This is a genomic window from Candidatus Defluviilinea gracilis (assembly GCF_057138825.1).
The window spans coordinates 150,035-175,556 of record NZ_DBNHEF010000079.1 but is presented as its reverse complement, the minus strand read 5'-3'; the positions used below and the strand labels follow the sequence as shown (position 1 = coordinate 175,556).

The following is a 25,522-nucleotide window of genomic DNA, read 5'->3' as shown; positions in this document are numbered from 1 at the left end:
CTGTCTACGTGTTTACATACTCATCTGATTCCGAGTGTACATGTTTCTCTCCCGCTGATACAATCAACGCACTTCAAGAAAGGAACTTAACATGAGCATTGATTCGGTACAGGATGGCGTGGTGGTGTCGATGGATTACACCCTGCATGTGGATGGCGAGTTGTTGGATAGCTCGGATGGACAAGGCCCGTTGCAGTTCTTGGTCGGGTATGGGAACATCATCCCCGGGCTCGAAGATGAAATGATGGGGATGAAGATCGGCGACAGCAAAAAAGTGGTCGTTCAGCCGGTGGATGGGTACGGCGAATTCGATGAGAGCGCGTTCATGGATGTGCCGCGCGATCAATTCCCCAAAGACATGAAATTCGAGGAGGGGTCAGAGTTAACAGTGCGCGATAACGAAGACAATGTCCGCATGGCGCGTGTTGACCGCATCGATGGCGATATGGTGACGCTAAATTTCAATCACCCCCTGGCGGGAGATGTATTGCACTTTTACGTGAAAATTGTCAAGTTGCGCGAGCCGAACGAAGAGGAACTGGCGCATGGGCACGTCCACGAAGAGGGGCATCATCATCACTGAGTTTGGTCGGTAATTAGCCTAAGGCGCATTCGCCGGGGGCCAGGGGATTTCAACAGGTCCGCCATAGCCGTGTTTTTCCTGCACGAACACGCGTCCATGCGAAGGGATGCCGCACCCCGGCTCATCCACCTCCACGGTGATGAAGGGGAAATTGGAGCCCAGCGTTTCGAAGATGATTTGTCCACTTTCACATCGCCATACTTCGATAAGATATTGTTGCATGTTCGCGTCTTCGTATTTCCCCGGGCTGATGGGTACCGGCTCCCACGAAATGACAACCTTGCCATCCTCCTTGCGTTCGGCGGTTGCCCATGCTGGGCCGGGATAATATGGCGAGACCGGCAATTTCAAGCCGGGGTACACAATGGGCAGTTGTCCCGGGTCGCCTTGAATTTCAAGGAATTTTGCGTTTACCCAGCAATTATTATCCCGGTTGTTTTGGTCTTTGTTTGCCACCCAGACCCAATTGTTGGCGTCTGTCCGCCCGATTAATTTGACTTTCGTGGAGGCGTTGAACGCGAATAGATAGAGGTATTCAGCGCCGGGACCGTAGCGGCAACTCAACTTGTCCGCGATCACTTTAGCGGATAGATTTTCCACGGTGGGGGGCGGCGTTTGTGTGGGCGTAGGTGTTGGCAGGGGGGTATCGGTGGGTCGCGGTGTGTCAGTGGATATGGGTAGAGCGGTGGCGGTTGAGGTTGCGGGAATTGCCGGGGGTGTGTTCGCAACTGTAAGGGAGGGGGAGGCGGTTTGTCCCGATGGATTCGGCGCGCAGGAGGAGGTCAGAATGAGGCAGAGGAGGGAGAATGCTTTGATGTTCATCCTCGCATTGTACCCAATTGTTATGTTGCCGCCATGCTTCTCGAGTCATTGGCAAAACCGAGCAGGGATGCCATGCCTTGAACGAGGAGACTACCGCCGAAGAAAACCATGGAGTATTCCATATTGTTAGTGAAGAGTCCGCGTTGGAAGGTCCACACGAGGGTGGCGGTGCCGAGGATGACGAGACATAGCCCGGCGATGGGAAGTATGCCCGGCGCGATGGGGCGGGCGCATGCAACCCATGTGAGTAAGCCGATGAGGATGACGCTTGTTCCCGCAACAATTTTTGCTGTCATCCATGGAATCTCATTTGCTCGGATTCCTGAATTGGAGAGGGTGAGGGCGAGTAACAATCCAGCCACGATGGAATTGATCAACGCGAGAAACAGGGATATGGTTTTCATGAGACGCCTCCGGGTTGAAGTTTCTCCCAGCATAGGCGCGTGAGGCTCTCAAAGACTCTATGGAGGCTCTCAAAGACTTGAAAGTTGACCGGTTACTCGTCGTTGGATGGTTGGAAGCGAGGCTCAGCCCCCAATTTCAAATGAAGAAGGTAATACCAAAATGCGGAAAGCGCGCAGAGCGCCCCGCCGAGATACCAAAGTAAGTGCGGGTTGTAGTGATCGAGGATCAAACCTGCCGCGGCGGGCCCGATGGTGGCTGGCAGGGTCCAACCGAGATCATAGATTGCCATGTACCGTCCGCGCATATCTTCGGGGGCGAAGCCGGTGGCGATTACCCGGTTGGTGGGGAAGACGATCATTTCGCCGATGGTGATGATGATTACAGCGGCGAGAAACAGCGGAACGGAACGGATGAGCCCAATCATCGTGAAGCCTGCCATGAAGAAGAGCACGCCGGCGGTCATGGTGAGAAAGGGTGTGAATTTTCGTATTTTTCGGCTAACCCAAAACTGAAGTAGTACCACTTCAAGCCCGGTGATGGATAACATGGCGCCGTAAATTTTCGGGGCGATCCCGTGCGTGTCGCGCAAATAGACGGGCAGGGAGCTATATTGCTGTTGGTACACCAGCAGGGAAAGGATGCCCGCCACCGTGAACGAGATATAGCCCGCATCGCGCAGGACGATCCGATAATCGGCGAAGGTTTTTTTCAACGATTCGTTTTTCTTTGCTTCTTTGTGATGCGCGGGCTGGGTTTCGGGCAGTTTGAAATATAGGATGAGCGCGACGAGACTACTGAGGACCGCGTCGGTAACGAAGAGGGCAAAAAAGGATTTTTCAGCAAGCAACCCGCCGAGCGCGGTGCCGATGATCCACGAAAAATTGAAGACGACGCGCGTGATCCCGAACCCTTCCTGGCGTTTATTTTCCGGCAGGATATCTGCCATCATCGCGTCTTGGGCGGGCGCGGCGACGCGGGAGAGCAAGCCGACAAGGATGACAAGGAAGTAGAGCAGGTTGATGTTGTTTGCCAACCCAAAAGAGAGACTGCTCACCGCGCTGAAGATCAAGCCGAAGAGGATCAATCTGCGGCGGCCGAAGCGGTCTGTCAGGGCGCCGCCGATGGTGGAGCCGATAATTCCCGCGAGTGACGACATGCCGATGAGGATCCCCGCTTGGGTCATGCCGACGCCGAATTTTTCTGTAATGTAGAGCGCGAAGAAGGGGAAGAGTAGCGTACTGCCGATGGAATCAATGAACGAAGTAAAGACAACGACCCAAAAAAGAGAGGGAAACCCGTTATATGTCTTTTTGACGCTGTTGAGCATGAGTGACCTGTTTTTCAGGCGTCGGGAATCTTTCCCGCCTGCGGACTTGGATAATGATAATCGCTTTTTCGGGGAGTTTACTGTTCAGTCCTGTTTTACAGCTGTTCGTCATTATTTTGTAATTTGGGTGATTCTCTACTCACCCACGCTGAGCGGAGCGCGGGGACGAAACACCAGCCATCCGATATAGAAATTCTCTAACAATCTTTCCCATCTCCTCCCATCTTGGCTGTGACCTGTGCCTTTTCACCGCATGCAATGACAATCTCGCCAATAATTCTCTATTTCTCGCCAATTCGCTCAAGTGATTTGCCAGCGTTTCCGCATCATTCGGCTCGATCAAATATCCATTCTCGCCATGCGCGATGATCTCTCCCGCCGCGCCAGCCGTTGACCCGATCGCGGGCAGACCGAAGCACATCCCCTCGAGATAGACGATCCCAAATCCCTCGTAACTCGAAGGCACGACCAGCACATGCGCCTGCTTGAGCTTTTCGATGAGGGGTTCGTTATCTAATGTGCCGTGAAATGTGACAATGGACGATAGACCGTTGACCATGACAAACTTTTTCATTTCCTCGGCATATTTTGGTTCAGCGGTTAGTCCTCCAACCACGTCCACCCCGACCTTCGACCTTCGACCTTTGACTGCTTCGAGCAAAATATGAAGTCCCTTTCGATAAATCACATTCCCAAGAAACAGAATTCGTAACTCGTCACTTTTCGCGCGTTCGATAATTTCTTTTTCCGAAATCCCATCCCCAAACCTGTCCGTCGGCGGATACGCAACGACCGATGGTTTACTATTATCTAATAATCGACTAACTACTCTTTCTGTGGTCTTTGAATTGAAAATAAACCCGTCTACGCTTTGCAGGTATTTCTTTTCAACGATCCGATAAAGCCAATTCTGCCATGCGGGTCTCAACTCAGAGCATCGCAAGTGGTGGACAAGAGAAACGATGGGGTAGGGATGTTTCCCTGCGTTCGCCGCGATCAACGATGGGTGGTTGAGTTCATCTTGAATCAGAATATCCAGGTTGGGCGGAAGTCGAAATGGAAAATTATCCGTCAAATGTGACGCGTAATTCCGCCAGGGCAGGGAAATGATCTCAACTTGATCCCCTTGCGCTCGAAGATATTCCACCAGCTTGCGGTCATACAAATACCCGCCGCTGACTGTTTCTAAGGAGCCGTAAATAACAAATCCGATCTTCATAATTGGTATGTCACTCTGAGCCCTTCGATAAACTCAGGATAAACTTCGCGAAGAGTCTCTGATGCGGTGTAAGAGATGCTTCGTCGCTCCTCAGCATGACATGCCTAGCGTTCCACTCGATACGCCGCCCACGCGGACTCGTTCTCCCACAACACAACCTTCACCGCGGAGATGCTTTTTGCTGTGATGCGTTCACTCAACGACATTGCCAATATCCGCGCGAAATGCTCGATGGATGGGTTCAGTCCATCAAAGGCGGGACAATCATTCAACATCTGTTCCTTGTATTGACCAATGACTTCGTCAAGGTGTTTCTCAACATCCACAATGTCAACGAGATAGCCGTGCTGATCTAATTCCTTCCCTTCAAGTTGCAGTTCAAGAACGTAATGATGCGAGTTCGGGAAATTCTCGGGTCCCCAATCTCCACCGATGAGAAAATGCCTTGCGATGAAATTTCGTTTTACTCCCAGGGTGTACATTCTCCTCCGATCAAGACTTCACCGCACGCATGATGTGATGTCCGTTCTCTTTGATGACAGGCATGGCAAAATCGAACTTATCCAAACTGGTGCAATGGACAAGGTCGATCTCTGGGAATTCGGGTCGTAGAGGGTTATTAAATATTTTTGCATCGTTCGAGTTTCGCACGCGTTCCAGAAATGGAGTTGGGTCAGGCGTATGACCCCTCAACAACGCCTCCAGATATTCCGCGCACGCCAGGTCTTCTTCACCGCCATCGTATGTTTGACCTGTGACCACAAAGGTGACTGAATCAGGCGAAAGTTTTTGCAAATACATCGCGGTCTGGCGCGCGACAACGAAACTTGCGGCAACTATTTTGCTGGCTTTCACACTGCGAGCGATTCCCTGCGTCCCAGCGCCCGTGCGTTGGACAATAATTTTTCCGCTTAAATCAAGCGCGTTCGTTTGAGTGGGGGAGTTGCCGAAGTCGAACCCCTCAAGCGGGAGTCCGCCCACTTCGCCGCACGCGAGTGAATTGGGGATCTGCGCCTTGAGCTGTAACGCCTCCTCCACGCCGCTGACGGGATAGATCTCTTTTGCGCCGCGATGAAACACGAAGGCCGCATTTGTGAACGCGCGGATCACGTCAATGACCACAACGACTCCCGTCGCTTCGTGGCAGGTATCCAGGTTGGTGTAGTGAAATTTCATGGTGTTTGATTTTGTTAAAGGAAATTGTCTGGGTTGTCTTTCTTGCTCTTTGTGCTCTTCTCTAATTTTCTTCGCAATTCATGGCTGGTTAGGCTAAGAAATAGCCCGATTGTAGAAATTATGCCCCCTACTGGCACCATAACAAGAATCATCTCGATTTGATTTTCAATGATCGATTTAGATCGAGTAAGTAAATCATAGAAATAAAAACCACCATACATGAGGAGAGGGATAGCAAAACCAAGCTTAAGCGAACGTGCCCATCGTTCTCGAATGGTTGTGGGGAATCTATAGCCTTTGCTCCCAATGTAAAATAGAAATACCCCAACAACCATCATGAAGGTGAAAATTGCGCCGATAAGGATTTTCATTTAGTGTATTCAAGCAAAACTTGAATTGTCTTCTGCGGATGTTCATCCAGCAGACGATATGCTTCAGCGGCTTTGTCAATCGGAAAGCGATGCGTGATCCACTTCTGCGGTTGGATTCGCCTCAACGCTTCCCACGCGACGTTGAACCTGCGCGCCTTATCCCAGCGTCCGCTCAACTCTGGAGCGATGGTGCTGACTTGCGATGAAATAAGTTTGATGCGTGAACGATGGAACGCGCCGCCGAGGTCAACCTCCGCGCGTTTCTCTCCATACCATGAGCCGATGACGATTCGTCCGCTGAAGGCGGTCATTGCAATGGCATCATCCAGCGCGGATGGGGAACCTGTTAGTTCAAAAGTGAGATCGAAGGTCTGCGCGTAGGCAGATTGGGGTTTTCGGGGAGATTTATCTATTTTGTTTGAATTACCATCTTTCAATTTATCTGAATCAAACGAATCGTCCACGCCGATTTCGCGCGAGGCTTTTCTTCGCAAATCGTAACAATCAGAGGAGACTAATTGATCAAGTGGAAATTCTTTGAGCAAGGATGCAACGAGCAAGCCGACGACTCCTTGCCCTAAAACTAAAACGCGCTCACCGAGAATCGGAGCCGCGTCGTGGATCAGGTTCACGGCGGTTTCCATGTTGGGGAGGAAGGAACAGGCTTCGGCGTGGAGAGAAGCGGGGGCGAAGATCAAGGTTGACGGATGACAGATAAATGCCGAGGTGTGCGGAGCAAATCCAAAAACAAGTTTATCGCGTAACGATTTATCCGCTTGTTTGCCTATGTCTTTGATCGTGCCAACACACGCGTAACCGAACGCGAGGGGAAAGCATAAATCACTGCTTAAGGTATCGCGCGAATCGCTGAGGTGAGGGAATTGCCCGCGATAGACCAGCATCTCGGTGCCCGCGCTGATCGAGGAGCAAATGGTTTCGACCAAAACATCCTCCGCGCCGAGGGCAGGCAGAGGCTCCTCGCGGAGTTCCACCTGTCGCGGCGCGGTGAAGTAGACGGTCTTTCGTTTCATCCCCCAATTTTACATCAGGGCTTGTGTTTTTCCTTGCGAAGGTTCTCAACCCTCGCAAGGATGTTTTCATGATTTTGATTTATCAGCCCAGAGGAATGCCATCAAAAGAATTTCTGCGGCTTTGGCGTAATAGCCTGTTGCGCTGGATGTGCCAGCGACAAAATTTTTGTCGCCCATGATGACCCATAACACGATCGTGAGCGCGCAGTACCCGAACATAGCCCACCACATTGTTTTGTGATTCTTTTGGAACATCTCCATCGGGGCGAAATAGGCGGCAAGCAAACCGAGGTAACCCGCGCCGTTCATCACGATGGGGTCGGCTCCCATTTGCGGATACAACGATAAATGCAAAAAAGCGGTGGCAAGGTTCGTGAGAATGATGCCGATCTTTTTCCAATCAAGGTTCATGGTTAACTCCTTTTGGTTTGCTGAATAGATGCGTCTGCTGAACTTTATTTTACTTTTCTTGCGCAGAACGTCCCGCAGGATTGGTTTATCGAATTGGAGTTTTACATGAAAACCTGCGGGGCGGTTTTGGTACAAGCATTTTACTTTGCAATGCCGCGCCCTGCCAGAAGCAAACCAATGCCGCCGTTCAGAATGTCGCGCGCGCGCATGAGTAACGTGAGGCTGATCGCGGCAGAGGCGGGTTGTCCGAACGCGCCGAGCGCGAACACTTGACTCGCTTCCAACGCGCCCAAGCCCCCAGGCAACGGCATGAGGAACGCGATCTGCATGGCGGTCAGCGCGGCAAAAATTTGAACCGCGCTGATGTTCATTCCGAGAAACGCCACCATCAAATAATATTCGGTTGCTATGCCCGCGATCCCCGCCAATGATACGGTGATTGCGAGAGCCATTGCGCGCGCGTGTTTCCTGCTAAAGATCGAAGCCATTTGTTCAGCCACGACGATCAGCCGCGTCGCTTTACTTTTTTTCTGGATAAATGATTTGCTGTGAAGTATCTTTGCGATGGGGCGGATTTTGTTGAACAGCAGGATGGTGTACGCCAGCGGCAACGTCAGCAACACTCCCAGCCCGATCAGACTCAGGGCCAGCCTGATTCCGTTTCCTGAAATTAATCCCAGCCTGACGATCGCCCATGTACCAATGCCGATCAGCACAAAGTTGACAAGGAACTCGATCAGTTTGTCCATGATCACCGCGGACGTGGCGCGCGCAAGCGTGATTCCATGATTGCGTTGCAGGTAAATGACTTGCAGTGGTTCGCCTCCCACCTGCGGACCGAATGTGAAGTAACTCAACCCAAACACCGACAGGCGGTATCGAATCATCGGCAAAAACGGCATGGACGGATTCTCGGCGCGGACGATGATCCACCAGCGCGCGGTTATGCAGACGATGACGAACGCGTTGACGAACAGGATCGTTCCGATTTGCCAGAGTTGCAGATTTTTGAGCGCATTCCAAATTTCGGCGAAGGGTGCGTTGCGGAGGGCGAGGTAGAGGAGGATGAGTAGGATCGAGTAAATCGCGAAGACGCGAAGGAATTTCGCCCTCACCCTAGCCCTCTCCCGCTGGGAGAGGGGACTTACGGCATCAGAATCCCCATCTCCCGCTGGGAGAGGGGTTAGGGGTGAGGGAGGTGTCAAAGTACAGAAACTCCTTCACCTTCAGGCGGATTCTCAATTAATCGCTTCATCTCTGTCAATACGGCTTGATGAATCACATTGGTTTCTGTTGTCCCAAGTTGCTTTGCGTAAATGGGATTTCCAATTTGCACGCGAACGCGGACATCTGTGATCTTGCCGCGCATCATCATGAAGACTTGAAATGCGGCGGCGAGGGCTTCGCGCTCCATACGAGTTTTTCTGATCCTTGTAAGCGGATGGGTTATGGCTTTCTTCCACACCACGCCGCGGACGAGTATCGGCAAGATCGGAGTCTCGGGACTCATGCGCAAAAAGACGCCGACGCTGTCCGTCCATTGTTGAAGCGACTCTGCCGCGTCGGAATGGAAATCGGGATCAGGCTCGATGTGTCCTGCGGGATAAGTTAACACCGCGCCGCCATTCCGCAGAAAAGTGCTGACTTGTCGCACAAGCGTCATTCTTGACGACGGGTCATCGGTCACATAAAAGAGTTGTTTTGAAACGTTCGTCAACGCTTCGAGGAATGGACGTTGCAAGGCGATGATTTTTAAGTCGGGTCGGTTCAACGCGGCAAAGGTTGCAACTGAATCTGCCAAGCCTGGATGGTTGGACAATGCCAGAAAGCCCGAAGCAGGGATGAGGTCCGCGCCGTGGACGCGCACATCGTCGAAGTGACGTCGCAAGACAGCGCGCGCGCCTTCGGGTAATCCGCGTTTGCCTGTGACCGTGTCGAACTCCACCATTTGACGCGCGAAGGTTTGCGCATGGTTGAAAAAAACCTTTTGAACGAATCGCGCAGGCAACGTGCCGCTTCGCAAACCGAAAGAGGAGGCGATGTCATCGAGATTGATCTGTGTGACGGTGTCGAGTTGGGATGGCATGAGGGAGAGTTGCGGGATACGAGTGATCAGTTAGCAGTGATCAGTGAGCAGTGATCGGTAATTGGTAATTTGTAATTGGTTGTCGCCCGTTGTCTCATTCGCGCTCCATGGTGAAGTTCAGGGGATAGCCTGCATTGTTCGATTCGAAATGCGCTTTGTCGATCCGCTTCTCGGCTTCGGACTTTGCCAGCGTCTGCACATACGCGTTGCCGTTGATGTGCGCGGTCATCATAATTTCGGAGGCGCGGTCAACGCCGAGGTAGAAGACGGTCTTGAGGATATGCACGACAAAATCCATCGGTGTGACGTTGTCGTTATGGATGAGGACTTTATAGAGCGGCTCGAGGGCGGTTTCGGAGTCTTCGAGGATTTCGATTTCGGGGAGGGTTTGGAAATTCATTTTTTTACCACGAAGGACACGAAGGAGCACGAAGGAATTAATCTTTCAACTTTCCACTTTCTATTTTCCATTGTCATCTTTCATTTTTTCTTTAGCGCGTCAATTTCTTCTTTCGTCAACTCAATCTCCGCCGCGTCAAAGTTTTCTTGGATGTGTTGCGGGTTGAACGACATGGGGATGGCGATGACGCGCGGATGCGAGATGACCCACGCCAGCGCGATTTGAAAGATGCTTGCGTTGTGCGCCTTGGCGATCGCTTCCAGTGTTTTGTTCGAGCGTAGCTTGCCCTGGTCTACAGGCGAGTAGGCGGTGAGGATGATGTCATTTTGTTGGCAATAGTCCAACATGCCGTTCTTCACATACGAACGATCCGAAATACTGAATGGGACTTGGTTCGTAATGATCGGCGTTTCAGAAAGCGACTGCGCTTGTTTGAGCAGTTTCAGATCGAAGTTGCTCACGCCGAGATGTTTTACTTTTCCATCGCGCGCGAGTTTGTTCAAGGCGCGGAACGTCTCTTCGTATTGTGTGCCAGTCCCAGGCCAGTGGATGAGATACAGGTCAATGTAATCCATGTTGAGTCGGCGCAGGGAATTTTCACAGGCGGATAATACATCATCGTATTGAAGATGACTCTCCGTTACTTTAGATGTGATGAATATCTCTTCGCGTTTCTTCCCCGACCTGCGAACTGCTTCGCCGATCAATTCTTCGCTGTGCCCGCCCGCGTACATTTCGGCGGTGTCGAAGTGGGTGTAGCCAACCTCAAGGGCGGAGCGAAGCGCGGTCAACGATTTTGAGTCGAGCGAGCGATTCGGCGTTGAATCTCCGCCGATGCTCCATGCGCCGAATCCAATTTTGGGAATCGAGAGTCCGTGCAGAGATTCGTATTTCATGTTTCCCATTCTACCCCGTCATTCTCTGAATCGGATTTGGCGAGCAAGCGTTCGGTGGCTTCGATCTGTTCGCTGTCGCCGATGAAGCCGACGCGGTCATCTGCCTCGAAGGTGGTAAACGATTTGGGATTGGCGATCAGCTGTCCCTTGCGCATGATCGCAACGACCGACGCGCCAGTGAGCGCGCGCAGGTTTGCATCCTGCAGGGTTCTGCCCACGAGCGGATTTTCCACATTGAGACTGAACCACGTCACTTCGATATTGCCGCTGGCGTTGATGAGGTCATGCAAGAGGCGATGTTCGTCTTGCGTGTTGATTTGCGTATCATAATGATCGCGGCGGACGGCATCCATGTAGCGGATGATCTCTGTGACGGGAAAATCTAATTTGAGAAGGGTGTGCCGAACAATTTCCAATCCGCCTTCGAGTTCGGGGTGAATCACATCTTGCGCGCCGAGTTGCGCCAGTTGATTGATGCCCGCCTCCGTGGTGGCGCGCGCGATGATGGGCAGATTACTCGATAGATCGCGCGCCGCCGCAACGACCAATTCGTTCGCGGATTCATCGTGGCTGGCGACGACCAGCGCGCGCGCGTTTTCCAAATGCGCGTGGGTGAGGACTTCCGAATTGGAGGCGTCGCCGTACAGATTCAAAATCCTTTTTTGGTTGAGTTGCTCGATGTGGTCGGGGTCGGAGTCGATCACGAGATGCGGCACAGACATTTTCACGAGCAGGTGTACGATGTGACTCCCGACTCGTCCATATCCGACGATGACAACATGATCCTTGATCGTTTCGTCTGGCGCGGCGGGGATGGGCGCATGACGATCTAAGATGCGCCACAACATTGGAATCTTTTTGAACCACGTCTCTGCGGGTTGAATCAAACGATATATAAGCGGATTGATCGTGATGGAAACAAGCGAGCCTGCGAGGATCAACGAGTATTGGTCGCGGTCGATCAACCCAAGCGACATGCCTTCCTGCCCCAGAATGAACGAGAACTCGCCGATCTGGCTTAATGCGGCGGCTAACACCAACGTCGTGCGGCCAGGCCATGGAAGGACAAAGCCCATGATCAGCGTTACCAACGCCTTACCAAGGACGATCAATGCGCTGAATAACAGAATGATGCCAAGGTGATTGAAAATGTAATCGGGGTTTACCAGCATCCCGATGGAAACAAAAAATAGAACGGCAAAGGCTTCCTGAAATGGAAGAACGTCCGCGCCGACTTGATGGCTGAGAGGCGATTCGTTAACGACCACGCCTGCGACGAATGCGCCCAATGCCAGCGAGACCCCGAACAATTCCGCCGCTCCGAGCGCGATGCCGAGCGCGATCGCCAGAACAGCCAGAATGAATAATTCGCGCGAACGCGTATGCGCGACTCGCAGTAGTATCCAAGGGATGAGTCTCGTCCCTGCGAACATGACCAGAATCACAAACCCCGCCGCCTTTAGTAGGGTGAGACCCACTTGCATCCAATCAAACCTGCCTGACGTGTTGGCTAATGTTGGCATCAGCACGAGGATCAAAACGGTTGCCAAGTCTTCCACGATAACCCAGCCGATGGCGGCTTGACCATGAGGCGTGTTCAAGAGTCCGTTGTCCGTGAGACTTCGTAAGAGGATGACCGTGCTGGCGATTGAAATTGCCAAGCCGACTACGATCCCTGATGTGACAGTCCACCCGTTGAGTTGACTGAACCCGAATCCCAGCAAGGTGACGACGATCATTCTTCCTATTGCCCCCGGGACTGCAACCGAACGTACCTTCCACAGATCGCTGAAAGAAAAGTGCAATCCCACCCCGAACATCAGGAAGATGACGCCTAACTCTGCCAGTTGGCTGATGGTCGCTGTATCTCCCACAAATCCCGGTGTGAACGGACCGATGACAATGCCCGCGAGTAAATACCCCACAATGGTGGGCAGACCCACGCGCCGCGCGATGATCCCGCCGATGAATGCGACCACCAATGCAACGACGATGTTGATGAGCAAGGGTACTTCGTGCATCGTTCCTCCAAATTCTATTAAGTTAGCTCTCGTTTAGACATCTTTCCAATTGTACCTAATAAAAATCCCGCCTGACGAGGCGGGATGAAGTTACTTCAACAGCTCAATAAACTCTTCTGCAGTTAGTTGACTCTGTCTCATAATGGAGCGAAGTACTTGCGGGTTTATATCCCCGGGGTGATTTGGTACAGTTACGAGTAAATTTCCCCGCTTGAATTGAATGTGACTTCCTTTTTGTCGTACTTGACGAAAGCCCGCTTTTTCAAGCGCAGAAAGAACCTGGCGAGGCTTTAGAACAGGAAGTTTAGGCATACGCCTTAATGGCTACATCGACTTTGAATTTGAAAACCTCCAGATCGTCGGCAGGTAACGAGTTGCGCGGATCATCCGCCGCAGGCACGGGACGTAAATATGGAAGTCCGTCTTCAAATGAACCTTCAAGGTGAAGTGATGCGGCTTCGAGCAAGGTGTTTCGCGCTTCCTGTTGCGTTTTTCCTTGAGATGCGACGTCTAGTTCAGGGCAAAGCGCAGAGAAGGCATCGTCTTCTTTCCAAATTAAGCCAGTAAATACAAACATTTCCATAGGTCGCTCCTGTGAAAATTATACACCCTCACGCCCCCAGCCGATTGATCCCATCGAACGCGGCGGTCTTATAACATTCTGCCAGTGTGGGATAGTTGAACACGGTGTTGATGAAGTATTCCACTTTGCCTTTGAACGCCATGACAGCCTGACCGATGTGCACGAGTTCGCTTGCGCCTTCGCCGATGATGTGCACACCGAGCAGTTCGTGCGTTTCGAGGTGGAAGATCAACTTGAGCAAACCGGTCTGGTCGCCGATGATCTGTCCGCGGGCGATCTCGCGGTATTGCGCCTTGCCAACTTCGTAGGGGATGCCCGCTTCGGTCAGCTCTTCTTCGTTCTTGCCGACGGTTGAAATTTCAGGGATGGTGTAAATGCCATACGGGAAAAGATCGGGCGCGCTTTGGGTCGAGATGCCAAACGCATGACATGCGGCGAGTCGTCCCTGTTCCATCGAAGTGGACGCGAGCGAGGGGAACCCGATCACGTCGCCGACGGCGAAAATGTTCGGCGCTTTCGTCTGATACTTCTCGTTCACTTTGATCAAGCCGCGTTCGTCCATTTCGATTCCCAGCGTATCCGCGCCGAGCGACTTTGTCGCGCCTGTCCGCCCGATGCTGTAAAGAGCCATCTCGGTGACGATCTGTTTTCCGCTGGCGAGCGTGATCTTCACCCGTTCGCCTTGTTCGTCGTTGATGGGTTGAATATCATTGACCTCTTCGCCCAGTCTGAAGATCGCGCGCTGTTGGTTGAGGTGATACGTCAACGACTCCATGATCTCCGCATCCACAAAAGGGAGCAAGCGGCGGCGCTTGTCAATCACCGTGACGCGCACGCCGAGCGCGGCGAAGATGCACGCGTATTCGAGTCCGATCACGCCCGCGCCGACTACTGCCAGCGTGCGCGGCAGATGATCCAACTGGAGCAAGTCGTCGCTGATGAAGATGCGCTTCCCGTCGAAGGGGATGTGTTCGCTACGTGTGGCAGTCGTCCCCGTCGCGATGATCGTGTTGGCGGCGGTCACATCGCGCCAGCCGTGTTGGTCCACCGACTTGAGTCGAATCGTATGCTCGTCCAAAAATGAGGCTTCGGCGGCGATCAATTCGACGCGGTTGCGTTGCAGTTGATGCCGCACAATATCCAGTTCATGCTGGATCACGTGATCAGTGCGATACAACAGATCCGCCATCGTAATGTTTTGCTTCACCGCATACGACGCGCCGTACAAACTATGTTCGCGATACCCCGAAAGATGCAGGACTGCCTCGCGCAATGTTTTGCTGGGAATCGTCCCCGTGTTGATACAGACCCCGCCCAATATCGTTTTGCGTTCGACGACCACGACGCGCTTATTCAACTTCGCCGCCTGGATCGCCGCGCGTTGACCCGCAGGTCCCGAACCGATCACGAGCAAATCATAATCATAGTCTGCCATGCTGACCTCTGTGTAGAACTTGATTGCGTGAATTATAGTCGCGTTGAGCGCGAATTTAAAGACGAATGCCGCGTTATGATGTGCGTGTATAATTCATGTCGGAGACAGGCTAATGGACTTTTTACTTTCAATAGATACGATGTGGATCGTTGCGTTCATCCTTGGCGGGTTTATCGTCTACCAGTTGCGTTCAGGAGAAATCCCCTTGCGCTTTTTCGGCTCCATCACGCGCAAGCGAGCGCCGATCATCTACTGGCTGTTCATTCTTTTTTACGTCGCAGTTCTGGGCATCGTGATATACGCGTGGATGGATGGGCTGAGGATTCCGATTTCGGAACTATTTGATTAGACCGCTTGCATGAGTCGGTTGTAGGTCAGGCTTTTAGCCTGACGCTCGCTTGGATTTTATGCATGGCGGGTTACAAACCCGCCCTACAAGTTCTTTTGCAAGATAGAGTGACGAAAGATTTTGGAGAATTACATGACTTCTGCCGTCATCATAGACGCGATCCGCACGCCGATCGGAGCCTTGGGCGGGATTCTCTCCCCGCTTCGCCCCGACGATATGGCGGCTTCTGTTATCCGTGAAGTGATTCAACGCTCCAGCCTCGACCCCGCGCTGGTGGAAGAAGTGATCCTCGGGTGCGCGAATCAAGCGGGCGAAGATAACCGCAACATCGCGCGGATGTCCGCTTTGCTGGCGGGTCTTCCCGTGGACGTGGCAGGCGTGACGGTGAACCGCTTGTGCGCGTCGGGGTTGAACGCGGTGAACCAAGCGGCGCGGGCGATCAAGGCTGGGGAGGGTGAGGTCTTCATCGCGGGCGGAGTCGAATCGATGAGTCGCGCGCCGTATTCAGTTCCAAAAGCGGAAGCGGGATTCTCGTTCGGCAATCTCACCGCCTGGGACACCGCGCTTGGCTGGCGATATCCGAATCCAAAAATGAAAGAAGCGCACGGCACGCACTCGATGGGCGAGACCGCCGAGAACATCGCGCAGGAACGTCCGCACATCACGCGCGAAAAGCAGGATGCGTTTTCATTGTTGAGTCATCAACGCGCTGTCGCGGCGATTGATTCGGGAAGATTCGAAAAAGAAATTCTCCCAATTCTTGTCCCTCAAAAAAAAGGAGACGCCAAACTCATCTCGGTTGATGAACGCCCGCGCCGCGACACGACGATGGAATCATTGGCGAGACTCAAACCCGCGTTCGCCAAAGAGGGTGGAACTGTCACCGCGGGAAATTCGTCTGGACTCAATGACGGCGCGGCGGCAATCTTGATGATGAGTGAAGAAAAAGCCAACGCATTGAATCTCAAACCGCTTGCGCGAATCGTCGCTTCGGCTGTGGCTGGAGTCCCACCGCGTGTGATGGGATATGGACCGATCCCTGCGACAAGAAAAGTTTTGGGACGCGCAGGCTTGCAAATGAAAGACATCGGGCTTGTCGAACTCAACGAAGCCTTCGCCGTTCAATCGCTCGCCGTGATGGAAGACTTGGAACTCGACCCTGAGATCGTCAACGTCAACGGCGGCGCAATTGCAATTGGGCATCCGCTTGGGTGTTCCGGCGCGCGGCTCATCGCAACTCTCGCGCATGAAATGAAATTGCGCGGCAATGTCAAATACGGACTCGCTACGCTTTGCGTCGGTGTTGGTCAAGGCGAAGCGACGATCATCGAGGCTTTATAGATTATCGGAGCGCGGACTTCAGTCCGCTTTTGGCATAAGGCGGACTCAAGTCCGCGCTCCGCATTTATTCTGAAGTCCGCATTCCGTATAATTTGAGATCAGATAAATAACCATGAAACGAACAATTTCCCTAATCCCTCTCCTCTCTCTTCTTTTCCTCTTGGCGGCTTGCAACGCGCCTGTGTCCACTCCTGAAGCATTGGCAGAGCCTGCTACGTCACTGCCCGAAATTGCCACTGCAATTCCCGCCACTCCCGCGCCTGCGGAGATCAATGCTCCGCTCGTACAATCGCCGGAGTTGATCAAGATCGAATTTCTCAATCCGCGCGACGGTTGGGGCGTGACCAAGACTCAGATCGTCCGCACGAACGATGGCGGCATCACATGGTACGACGTCACGCCGCCCGAAATGAGCGAGGCTGGCTACAGTGTGGACTGGTTCATCATGGACAACGACCATGTGTGGCTGCAACTAGCCGATAATGCGAATTATCCATTCGCAGGGTTTCAATATCGCACGACCGATGGCGGAGTCACTTGGAGCGAAATCGATACGCCATATAGCGGCGCTCACATTTCATTCCTCGATCCCAATAACGGCTGGGCATTGGCAGACCTCGGCGTTGGCGCAGGCTCGAACGCGGTCGCCGTCTATCAAACCACCGACGGCGGCGCGACGTGGACGCAGAAATTCATCAACGACCCGAATCAAGCGGACGCAAGCGAATCCCTTCCGCTTGGCGGACTCAAAGGCGGACTCGTTCCGCTCGACATGCAAACCGCATGGATCTATGGCGTAATCTACGCGCCCGGCACGCCATATATTTTCCGCACCGACGATGGCGGCGCAACGTGGTCGAACGTCACCCTGCCGTTGCCAACAGGCGCGGAGAATGCCGAGGTGGGAATCGAGCAAATGTCGGTGGTCTCAGCGAATGTTGTGTTTCTAAAAATGCGAGCGTTATCCGATTCAAGCAACCTCGTTATCTACGTTTCAAATGATGGCGGCGACACGTGGTCGCTCACGCCAACGTTGATCCCTGGCGGCGGCGATGCGGATTTTTTGTCGGATGGAGAAATGATCGTGTATAACCGCGAACAGTTTTACGTCACGCATGACGCGGCAAGAACATGGAGCATCATCCCGCCCGACATCAAATTCGGCGATTCGTTTTCGGGCATGGATTTTGTCACAACGAACATCGGCTACGTCATTTCATCAAACTCAGATACCAATCATACTTCGCTATATCGCACCGACGATGGAGGCGCCACATGGTTTCCCGTCATTCCCTGATCGCATTCCTTCTCCTCTTTTTAATTGGATGTACTCCCGTCTCTCCCGCAGGGACGCCTGCCCCGACCGCGTCGGCGGTTCCTCCCACTTCGACGCCCACCTCCGCGCCCGATTACGCCGCGCAGATTCGCAACGCCAACTATCAACTCGGCTTGCCCGACTCGTTGCGAATTGTGCAATTCACCAATGGAAAATACGAGTCAAGCCCGCCCGGCGGTCCGGAGTATGCTTCCGCGACTTTGATGGATCATTCCGCGCGCGGCGACTTGACCGGTGATGGCGTGGATGAAATTGCGGTCACGGTGGTTGAAAATTACGGCGGCACAGGCAACTTCGTCTTCATCGCGGTCTATTCCATTGCGAACGGCGAACCTATGTTTCTAACCTCCACGCTTGTGGATGACAGACCCGCCATTAATGCGCTGTCCATTGAAAACGGGGAAATTTTTCTGCGCGCCGTCACGCACGCTTCAGAAGATCCGTTTTGTTGCCCCACGTTGCAAAACGAACGGCATTATCAACTGATCGACGATCAATTGCAAATCAGCGATTACGTCACTTTTACGCCCGATGGGAGACCGCGGACGATCACCATTGACTCGCCGTTGAATGGAGCGGATGCATTCAGCTCGGTTCAGGTGAAAGGTAGTTTTGCGATTGCTCCGTTTGAAAACACGTTTGCCTATCGAATCTACGATGTGGGCGGCGTGGAACTTTCCGCAGGCTCGTTCACCGTAACGCCGACAGACCTCGGCGCGCCCGGCACATTCGAAACCATGGTCAACATCGGCGGGTTGTTGTCGGGTTCGGTTGTCCGCATCGAGATTCAAGACATCAGCGCGAAAGACGGTTCATTGCTTGCGATGGATTCAGTTGAATTGGTTGTAAAATAGACGTAGCGCAAAATTTATTTTGTGCGCGAACCTACTGGAGGAACCCATGCCGCACCTTGTTCGAGATTGGATGAGCAGTCCCGTTGTTGTCGTTGACCCCGATACCACCGTTTCGTACGCCATGACGCTGATGCGGCGGCGGAACATCCACAGCGTGATCGTGGAACTGAATGAGAAGAACAAGGAATATGGCATTGTCACGACCACCGACATCCGCGATAAGATCGTCGCCGTGAATCGCAATGCCGCCGAGACGCATGTGCGCGACATTATGTCGGGTCCCGTTGTCACCGGCAAAGCCGAATGGACGCTGGCGGAATGTTCGCGCGTGATGCAGGAAAAGAAATTCCATCACCTACCCATCACCGACGAACATGGCACGTTGTCCGGCATGATTTCAGCGACGGATATTTTTATGGCGGTGGAGGAGGCGGGCTGGGAGGAACCATCGTAAGATGTTGTAGCGCGACTTTCAAGTCGCAGTTAAGGGCGACATAAATGTCGCGTTACGATATAAACCATGCCGAAGCAGAAATTCTACGTCGTTTGGAAGGGACGCAAGACCGGGGTCTTCACCTCATGGGCGGAATGTGAAAAACAGGTGAAGGGATTCGTCGGCGCGGAGTTCAAGGCGTTCGAGTCGCTCAAAGAGGCCGAGTCAGCCCTCCAGTCGAAGTATGAAGCGTTCAAAGGGAAGGCGTCCACCTCGGGGAAGTGGAGAGAATCCGAAGAGCCGCCCATCCTGCCGTCCATCTGCGTGGACGCGGCGTGTAAAGGCTCGCCGGGCAAAATGGAGTATCGCGGCGTGGAAACGGAATCGGGCAAGGAAATTTTTCGCGCGGGTCCGTATCCCGATGGGACGAATAACGTGGGAGAGTTTCTCGCCATTGTCCGCGCGCTCACATGGCTGGTTAAGCATAAAAAGAAAATTCCGATCTATTCGGATTCGGAAAATGCGATCGCGTGGGTCGAGATCGGCGTTTGCAAAACGAATCTCAAGCACACCGGCAAGAACGCGCTGGTCTTTGCGATGATCCGCAGCGCCGAGAATTGGCTCGCCGAAAATGAATTGGACGACGACGCGGTGTTGAAATGGGACACGCGCGAGTGGGGCGAGAACCCGGCGGATTATGGAAGAAAATAATTCTGAATGATGAAGGATGAAGGATGAAGGATGAAAACTGCATTGTTGGTGATTGATATTCAAAACGATTATTTTGAGGGCGGAAAATTCCCGTTGGTGAATCCGCTGGGCGCAGCGAAGAAGGCGTATGAATTGCTCCAATGTTTCCGCGAGCATGGCGGACGTCACGTGCATATTCAGCACATATCGCTCGAGCCCGATGCGGCGTTCTTCGTGAAAGGCGAGCGCGGATCGGATATCCACGATTCAGTGGCGCATTTTGAGGGCGAGCCAATCGTGTACAAACATGAAGTCAACGCGTTTCAAAACACGAACTTGCTCGACCTGCTGAAGAGTTGGGAGGTCGAGCGCGTGGTCGTCACGGGCATGATGACTCACATGTGCGTAGACGCCGCCTCGCGCGCGGCTGTGGATTTCGGTTTCGATGTGATCGTGGCAGAGGACGCCTGCGCCACACGCGATTTGCAACATGGCGGCACGACCGTTCCCGCCGACTTAGTTCACAAATCCTTTCTCGCCGCGCTCACATGGTATGGCAAGGTGATGAAGACGGATGAGGTGATCGCGTTGCTGGCGAGTGAGATGAGTCAGTGATCAGTGATCAGTGGAAAGTGGAAAGTGGAAAGTGAAAAGTAATCAGTGATAAGTGATCAGTCTCCAGTCTCTAATCTCCAATCTCTAATGCCCAATCGTAAATCGTAAATCGTAAATGACTCTCCTCGACCCTGAAAAACAAAAGCAAGCCAAACAATACGCTCGCATCCGCCGACGATTGTGGCTGGTGGATACGATTTTCAGCGCGCTATATTTCCTCGCGTGGATTTATTTCGGCTGGGCGATCTCACTGCGCGAGTGGCTCACTGCTCACTGGTCACTGTTCACCAATCCTTGGTTACTCGTCCCCGCGTTTGTCGCTATCTTCGGCGGAATCCTTTTCCTCTTGAATCTGCCGCTCGGCTACTACAGCGGATTTGTCCTGCCGCATCGCTTCGGTCAATCGAACCAGACGTTCAAAGGCTGGGTCACGGATCAACTCAAAGGGCTGGTGGTCGGGCTTCCCCTCGGCTTGATCCTGATCGAACTGCTGTATCTCGCCCTGCGAGTCACTGGCGATCTGTGGTGGTTGTGGACGGCGGGCGGATTGCTCGTCTTCAATGTTTTGCTCATCAACCTCGCGCCGATCCTCATCATGCCGTTGTTCAATAAATATGTTCCGCTCGGCGAGGAACACAAGGATTTGGCAGATCGCCTGTTGAAACTTGCCGAGCGCGCAAATACGAAAGTCCGCGGGGTGTTCAAGTTCGATATGTCGAAGCGGACCAAATCCGCCAACGCCGCACTGACGGGCATCGGCAACACGCGCCGAATCATCTTGGGCGATACGCTCATCAACGAATTTTCCGCCGACGAGGTGGAGACTGTCCTTGCCCACGAGTTGGGACATCACGTCAACCGCGATATTCCCGTGTTGGTCACGTTTGGAATTTTGAGCACAACGCTGAGTCTGTATCTTGCGTCGCTCGGTTTGAATTGGGCAATTGACACGTTCGGCTTCACATCACCCGCGGATGTTGCCGCGCTGCCCGCGCTCGCGCTCATCATCGGCGCGTATGATCTGCTGACCATGCCGCTCAACAACGCAGTCTCACGCTGGAGGGAGAACATGGCTGACGATTACGCGCTCAGTTCCACTGGGAAGAATGAAGCGTTCGCGTCTGGGTTCACGCGCTTGGCGAATCAAAATCTCGGCGAAGTGGATCCCGAACAATGGGTGGTGTTCATGTTCTACTCGCATCCGCCGTTGGGGGAGAGGATCGCGAAGGCGCGGAATTGGAAAGCTCGATAAAAGCAAGACATCGGAGATTTTTGAAATCTCCGATGTCTTTTTGTTTAATAAATCTATATCATCCCTTCGGGATTTGAAACCAAACTCGCAACTATCTATAACCCTGCCATCCCTTCGGGATTTGAAACCAAACTCGCCAACGTCTATAACCCTGCCATCCCTTCGGGATTGATGCGCACTTAAGTCGAGCTTCGAATCCTCCAATTCTCTAATCCTTTAATTCTCATCTCACGCAAAATTACCAATTACCATAAACCACTTACCATAAACCACTTACCCTCACTCCTGCCATTCCAATTCAAATTCACCCACCGCAACCGTATCGCCTTCTTGCACGCCTGCCTTGCGCAACTCTTCATCCACGCCGAGGGTTTCCATAATTTTTTGGAAACGCCGCACGGAGCCGTCGTGCTCCCATTGAGTCATCGCGGCGGCGCGTTCAATTGCTGTGCCTGAGACGCGCCATTCTTGCGCGCCCTCGCGCGTCACTTTGAAATCGCGCGGATCGTCTTTCGCTTTGTAGACGGGCAACGGCGCTTCGAACGATTCGAGTTCGGGAGTCTCTTGCAAAATTTGATACGCCTTCACCAGCAGTTCGCGCGTGTTCGTGCGGGCTAACGCCGAGATGGTCGTCAACTCCACGTTGAGTTTTTTGAATTGCTTTTGAAGCGCGGGAAGTTTTTCTTGCACCTCGGGCTGGTCAATTTTATTGAGCGCCACGATCTGCGGCTTCTTCGCAAGGTTCGGGTCGAACAAAGATAACTCCGAATTGATCTGGCTGTAATCGGCGAATGGGTCATCGGACAACCCGTCGAGCAGATGGATCAACACGCGCGTCCGTTGGATGTGGCGCAGGAAGTCGTGTCCCAATCCTGCTCCATGACTCGCGCCCTCGATCAGACCGGGGATGTCTGCCAGCACAACCGACGCGTTCACGTCAATTTCAGCGACGCCGAGATTCGGTTCAAGTGTGGTGAATGGATATGGCGCGATCTTCGGTCGGGCATTCGTCAACACCGAGAGCAACGTGGATTTGCCCGCGTTGGGGACGCCGATCAAGCCGAGGTCGGCGATCAACTTCAATTCGAGTCGGAGGCGTTTTTCTTCGTGGGGCGCGCCTTTCTCGGCGGTGCGAGGCGCTTGATTGCGCGACGTCGCAAAGTGTTGATTCCCGCGCCCGCCGCGCCCGCCTTTGCAGACGATGAGTCGCTGGTCGGGTTGAGTCAGGTCGCCGATGATCTCGTTCGTTTCAGCGTCGAAAAGGATCGTGCCGGGCGGGACGTGAATGACGAGGTCTTTGCCCATGCGCCCCGACATTTGCGAAGGTCCGCCTTTGATACCGTCTTCCGCTTTGAATTTTTGGTTCTGGCGGAACGCCGAAAGCGTGTTGAGCGTGGACTTGACTTCGAAGACCACGTCGCCGCCCCTGCCGCCGTCGCCGCCGTCGGGTCCGCCGCGCGGGATGAATTTTTCGCGATGGAAATGCACCATCCCGTCGCCGCCCTTGCCCGAGCGGATGTGGATTTCTACCTGGTCTGTGAACATGGGTTGATTATATCGTTAGTTTTTTCATGCGGAGTCGTAGAACCCTGCGGCGAAGAGAACTCTTACACACAGGTTTCACCGCTCCCTCAACCCGATTACCGCGATCGGAGCAATGCAAGCAATGGAGTCTTTTCGAGAAACGCTTTGAATCTCCAGAGCGCGAATGCGACCGCGCCGACGAACATCAACTCGGTCGCTTCTTCCCAAAACTCGAACCAGACGAGGCTGTCCACGAAGATGGCGTTGAGCGCGAGGCGGAAGTAGGCAAAGCCGAGCGCCCCCAGCCCCGCGCAGAGCATGGCTTTCGCGCGGAAGGGCATGAGCGGCGGCCCGTTCAGAAGATAAAAAAATGTGACGATGAAAATGATCATCGAAAGCGCTGGGAGGACGCGACGCTCGTAGATCTCGTACGCTTCAAAGCGCGTGTACGAATAGGCGACGTTGAAAATGGACGTTGTGTACGCGTCCGTTTGAAGCGGGGCGAGCAAAGGGATGAATGTGAGCATGGCGAAGATCGGCAGGGCGAAAAGCGTGAACGCTCGGATCTCTTTCAGGAACAACGGTTTGCGCCGCGCGTTGGTCAGCAACTCGACCCATTCGATCAGGGCTAACAGCGTGAGCCCGAACGCCAGCGCCATGCCGAAACTGTGCAAATACTCCGAGATCAACGATTCGTGCCGGTACACGTAGAAATTGATCGCGCAAAAGGTTTCCCCGGCGAGGAAAGCGATCTGTCCCCACATGAGAGCGACAAGCGCCGGGCGCGTTTGACCGATGAGCGCGATAATCACAGCGAGACACAGCATCATATAGGTCGGTTTGACGACCAGCCCGGCGAGGGCTTGGGCGGCTTGTTCATGGCGGGGCGTTTCGCGTGTCGGGAGAGATGCGATGTCGCCTGTAAGCGAGTTACCTTCCATGAGATAAATCGTTATGGGGATCAGTCCCACAAGCAGGATTATTGTCAATAACAGAATTGTTTGTAAGCGCGTCATGCGCGGATTATAAGTGAAATTGCCGGTTGACTTTTGAGCAATTCCAACGTACCATGAGGTCAACGTTCGATCAGCCATAGGAGGCGAGCATGTCCCCGATGCCGGTGTTGTTCACAGTTGGCGGCGTTCCCATTTATTCACACGGATTTTTTCTGTTGTTTGCCTTGCTGGCTGGTCTCGGCTGGCTGTTGATCGAAGCGCGTCGCCGCAGGTGGTCGCGCGAGGAAGTGATTCCGATCACGCTGGCGGCGTTCGTTGGGGGGATGATCGGCGCGCGCGTCTCCATTTTATTTTTCAACGGATTTGAATATGCCCCGCTCGTGTTGAACATGTACGCGCTGTTCGACCCGCGCATCGGACCCGGTTCGATCCTCGGCGGGGTGGCTGGCGCGTACATCGGCGGCTACATCGCCAGTAAAGCGATCGGCAAAGAGTCGTGCTCCTGCGACGCGTTCGCGCCTGCCATGGCGTTGGCGACCGCCATTGGGCGCGTGGGATGTTTCCTTTCCTTTGAAGATGGGCTTGGCAAACCGACAAGTTTGCCGTGGGGCGTGCCGCTTCCCGGCGCGGATTATCTCGTGCATCCCGCGCCGTTGTACGACATGGCGTTCAATCTGGTCTGGTTTGGAATTTTGCTCGCCCTGCGCGATCACAAGTGGATGCAGAACGGCAACCTGTTGAAGTTCGGCATCGCGGGTTATGCCTTCTTCCGCTTCTTCGTGGAATTCGCGCGTAACAATCAAGTCATGGCGCTGGGACTCACCGGTCAGCAGTTCGTGAGCGCGTTGTTGTTCGCGGCGGTGGTTGTCTATTTTGCGAAGAATCGGGAGAAGTTATTCGCGTCACCGCAGACTACTTAACATCCCCTGAATGTGTAAATATTTCGAGTCACTACATACGCGTGGAATTATGAACTCAGAAAACAACCCTTCTTTAGACTCGGGCAATAGCAATGACAAACCGAAATGGTTGACTCGCAAGGTCTATGAAAATAACGCCGAAAGGAAAAAAGATTTCTGGCTCGGCGTCGGTATCTTCTTCGCGTTGAACCTCTTGCTCAGATTGTGTTTTTCGACGGTGCAGAATGGCGTGATTGTTAGTTCGGCAGATGACGCAATCGCCGACACCGCTTCCTCGCTGTATAGATTTGTTTCCTTGGTCCTGACGCTTTTGCCCGTGATAGTCAACATCGTTGTTGTGGTTTATTTTGCTTTCACACGCAGTCGGATTGCGTTGGTATGCTGACCGCCTTCGGTACCGTGTTCGTTCTTGTCCTATGTCTTGCATTTTTGCTCGCCTGGATGTTTAGCTCAGGGTAACTATACCGGTGAAGGATGAATCAATCT

General features: G+C 53.2%; 30 protein-coding genes. 11 read left to right on the top strand and 19 right to left on the bottom strand.

Features of this window, described 5'->3' with window-relative positions; genetic code table 11:
- Positions 1-91: 91 nt before the first annotated feature.
- Positions 92-583 carry an FKBP-type peptidyl-prolyl cis-trans isomerase gene (locus AC16KF_RS16310; RefSeq protein WP_484038410.1) on the top strand — a complete coding sequence of 164 codons (492 nt, stop codon included), beginning with the start codon at positions 92-94 and terminating at the stop codon, positions 581-583.
- 18 nt (positions 584-601) lie between these two features.
- Here AC16KF_RS16310 and AC16KF_RS16305 read toward each other — a convergent pair whose 3' ends face one another.
- From AC16KF_RS16305 to sthA, 17 genes are all read right to left on the bottom strand, one after another.
- A complete protein-coding gene (locus AC16KF_RS16305; RefSeq protein ID WP_484038409.1) occupies positions 602-1,405 on the bottom strand; it encodes a hypothetical protein in 804 nt (267 codons plus the stop codon).
- Between the two features lie 20 nt (positions 1,406-1,425).
- A complete protein-coding gene (locus AC16KF_RS16300) occupies positions 1,426-1,809 on the bottom strand; it encodes a hypothetical protein (RefSeq protein ID WP_484038408.1) in 384 nt (127 codons plus the stop codon).
- 92 nt (positions 1,810-1,901) lie between these two features.
- A complete protein-coding gene (locus AC16KF_RS16295; protein WP_484038407.1) occupies positions 1,902-3,137 on the bottom strand; it encodes an MDR family MFS transporter in 1,236 nt (411 codons plus the stop codon).
- 139 nt (positions 3,138-3,276) lie between these two features.
- A complete protein-coding gene (locus tag AC16KF_RS16290) occupies positions 3,277-4,356 on the bottom strand; it encodes a glycosyltransferase family 4 protein (protein ID WP_484038406.1) in 1,080 nt (359 codons plus the stop codon).
- A 104-nt stretch (positions 4,357-4,460) separates the two neighbouring features.
- Positions 4,461-4,838 carry a 6-pyruvoyl trahydropterin synthase family protein gene (locus AC16KF_RS16285; RefSeq protein WP_484038405.1) on the bottom strand — a complete coding sequence of 126 codons (378 nt, stop codon included), beginning with the start codon at positions 4,836-4,838 and terminating at the stop codon, positions 4,461-4,463.
- 10 nt (positions 4,839-4,848) lie between these two features.
- Positions 4,849-5,532, bottom strand: a complete 684-nt coding sequence (locus AC16KF_RS16280) for a 2-phosphosulfolactate phosphatase (RefSeq protein WP_484038404.1) — start codon at positions 5,530-5,532, stop codon at positions 4,849-4,851.
- A gap of 14 nt (positions 5,533-5,546) precedes the next feature.
- On the bottom strand, positions 5,547-5,903 hold the full coding sequence (locus tag AC16KF_RS16275; protein WP_484038403.1) for a hypothetical protein: 357 nt from the start codon (positions 5,901-5,903) through the stop codon (positions 5,547-5,549).
- On the bottom strand, positions 5,900-6,934 hold the full coding sequence (locus tag AC16KF_RS16270; protein WP_484038402.1) for a zinc-dependent alcohol dehydrogenase: 1,035 nt from the start codon (positions 6,932-6,934) through the stop codon (positions 5,900-5,902). Before AC16KF_RS16270 ends, AC16KF_RS16275 begins: the two co-directional genes overlap by 4 nt.
- Before the next feature lie 66 nt (positions 6,935-7,000).
- Positions 7,001-7,345 carry a hypothetical protein gene (locus AC16KF_RS16265; RefSeq protein ID WP_484038401.1) on the bottom strand — a complete coding sequence of 115 codons (345 nt, stop codon included), beginning with the start codon at positions 7,343-7,345 and terminating at the stop codon, positions 7,001-7,003.
- Positions 7,346-7,485: 140 nt separating this feature from the next.
- The gene (locus tag AC16KF_RS16260; protein ID WP_484038400.1) at positions 7,486-8,460 is read right to left on the bottom strand and encodes a lysylphosphatidylglycerol synthase transmembrane domain-containing protein; all 975 of its coding nucleotides are present in this window, start codon (positions 8,458-8,460) and stop codon (positions 7,486-7,488) included.
- Between the two features lie 86 nt (positions 8,461-8,546).
- The gene (locus tag AC16KF_RS16255; RefSeq protein WP_484038399.1) at positions 8,547-9,431 is read right to left on the bottom strand and encodes a 1-acyl-sn-glycerol-3-phosphate acyltransferase; all 885 of its coding nucleotides are present in this window, start codon (positions 9,429-9,431) and stop codon (positions 8,547-8,549) included.
- Between the two features lie 94 nt (positions 9,432-9,525).
- Positions 9,526-9,831, bottom strand: coding sequence for an ATP-dependent Clp protease adaptor ClpS (locus AC16KF_RS16250; RefSeq protein WP_484038398.1), 306 nt, complete (start codon positions 9,829-9,831; stop codon positions 9,526-9,528).
- Positions 9,832-9,911: 80 nt separating this feature from the next.
- Positions 9,912-10,727, bottom strand: coding sequence for an aldo/keto reductase (locus tag AC16KF_RS16245; protein WP_484038397.1), 816 nt, complete (start codon positions 10,725-10,727; stop codon positions 9,912-9,914).
- The gene (locus AC16KF_RS16240; RefSeq protein ID WP_484038396.1) at positions 10,724-12,748 is read right to left on the bottom strand and encodes a monovalent cation:proton antiporter family protein; all 2,025 of its coding nucleotides are present in this window, start codon (positions 12,746-12,748) and stop codon (positions 10,724-10,726) included. Before AC16KF_RS16240 ends, AC16KF_RS16245 begins: the two co-directional genes overlap by 4 nt.
- 90 nt (positions 12,749-12,838) lie before the next feature.
- Entirely contained in the window at positions 12,839-13,060 is a 222-nt protein-coding gene (locus AC16KF_RS16235) for a type II toxin-antitoxin system HicA family toxin (protein ID WP_484038395.1), read from the bottom strand.
- Complete coding sequence (locus AC16KF_RS16230; RefSeq protein WP_484038394.1) at positions 13,053-13,331, bottom strand: type II toxin-antitoxin system HicB family antitoxin; 279 nt, start codon at positions 13,329-13,331, stop codon at positions 13,053-13,055. The genes AC16KF_RS16235 and AC16KF_RS16230 overlap by 8 nt, the downstream gene beginning before the upstream one ends.
- A 28-nt stretch (positions 13,332-13,359) precedes the next feature.
- Positions 13,360-14,766, bottom strand: coding sequence for a Si-specific NAD(P)(+) transhydrogenase (sthA, locus tag AC16KF_RS16225; RefSeq protein WP_484038393.1), 1,407 nt, complete (start codon positions 14,764-14,766; stop codon positions 13,360-13,362).
- 112 nt (positions 14,767-14,878) lie between these two features.
- Here sthA and AC16KF_RS16220 point away from each other — a divergent pair, with 112 nt between their 5' ends.
- The 8 genes from AC16KF_RS16220 (at position 14,879) to AC16KF_RS16185 (ending at position 21,636) form a co-directional block, all read left to right on the top strand.
- Positions 14,879-15,115, top strand: a complete 237-nt coding sequence (locus AC16KF_RS16220; RefSeq protein WP_484038392.1) for a hypothetical protein — start codon at positions 14,879-14,881, stop codon at positions 15,113-15,115.
- A 132-nt stretch (positions 15,116-15,247) separates the two neighbouring features.
- Positions 15,248-16,456, top strand: a complete 1,209-nt coding sequence (locus AC16KF_RS16215; protein WP_484038391.1) for a thiolase family protein — start codon at positions 15,248-15,250, stop codon at positions 16,454-16,456.
- A gap of 112 nt (positions 16,457-16,568) precedes the next feature.
- A complete protein-coding gene (locus AC16KF_RS16210; RefSeq protein ID WP_484038390.1) occupies positions 16,569-17,753 on the top strand; it encodes a WD40/YVTN/BNR-like repeat-containing protein in 1,185 nt (394 codons plus the stop codon).
- Positions 17,732-18,646 (top strand): Gmad2 immunoglobulin-like domain-containing protein, encoded by a 915-nt coding sequence (locus AC16KF_RS16205; protein WP_484038389.1) that lies wholly within the window; start codon positions 17,732-17,734, stop codon positions 18,644-18,646. Before AC16KF_RS16210 ends, AC16KF_RS16205 begins: the two co-directional genes overlap by 22 nt.
- A 46-nt stretch (positions 18,647-18,692) precedes the next feature.
- Positions 18,693-19,100 (top strand): CBS domain-containing protein, encoded by a 408-nt coding sequence (locus AC16KF_RS16200; RefSeq protein ID WP_484038388.1) that lies wholly within the window; start codon positions 18,693-18,695, stop codon positions 19,098-19,100.
- A gap of 66 nt (positions 19,101-19,166) precedes the next feature.
- Positions 19,167-19,790, top strand: coding sequence for a ribonuclease H1 domain-containing protein (locus AC16KF_RS16195; RefSeq protein ID WP_484038387.1), 624 nt, complete (start codon positions 19,167-19,169; stop codon positions 19,788-19,790).
- A 30-nt stretch (positions 19,791-19,820) separates the two neighbouring features.
- The gene (locus tag AC16KF_RS16190; protein WP_484038386.1) at positions 19,821-20,384 is read left to right on the top strand and encodes a cysteine hydrolase family protein; all 564 of its coding nucleotides are present in this window, start codon (positions 19,821-19,823) and stop codon (positions 20,382-20,384) included.
- Between the two features lie 115 nt (positions 20,385-20,499).
- Positions 20,500-21,636 carry a M48 family metallopeptidase gene (locus AC16KF_RS16185; protein WP_484038385.1) on the top strand — a complete coding sequence of 379 codons (1,137 nt, stop codon included), beginning with the start codon at positions 20,500-20,502 and terminating at the stop codon, positions 21,634-21,636.
- 279 nt (positions 21,637-21,915) lie between these two features.
- On the opposite strand, the gene obgE is transcribed toward AC16KF_RS16185, so the two are convergent.
- Positions 21,916-23,181, bottom strand: coding sequence for a GTPase ObgE (gene obgE, locus AC16KF_RS16180; RefSeq protein ID WP_484038384.1), 1,266 nt, complete (start codon positions 23,179-23,181; stop codon positions 21,916-21,918).
- A 95-nt stretch (positions 23,182-23,276) separates the two neighbouring features.
- Positions 23,277-24,254: a hypothetical protein gene (locus tag AC16KF_RS16175; protein WP_484038383.1), complete on the bottom strand. Its 978-nt coding sequence runs from the start codon at positions 24,252-24,254 to the stop codon at positions 23,277-23,279.
- Positions 24,255-24,265: 11 nt separating this feature from the next.
- On the opposite strand from AC16KF_RS16175, the gene AC16KF_RS16170 reads away from it, so the two are divergent.
- Together AC16KF_RS16170 and AC16KF_RS16165 are read left to right on the top strand one after the other, a co-directional pair.
- Complete coding sequence (locus AC16KF_RS16170) at positions 24,266-25,036, top strand: prolipoprotein diacylglyceryl transferase (RefSeq protein WP_484038382.1); 771 nt, start codon at positions 24,266-24,268, stop codon at positions 25,034-25,036.
- Between the two features lie 49 nt (positions 25,037-25,085).
- Entirely contained in the window at positions 25,086-25,421 is a 336-nt protein-coding gene (locus tag AC16KF_RS16165) for a hypothetical protein (protein WP_484038381.1), read from the top strand.
- The last annotated feature ends 101 nt before the right edge of the window (positions 25,422-25,522 follow it).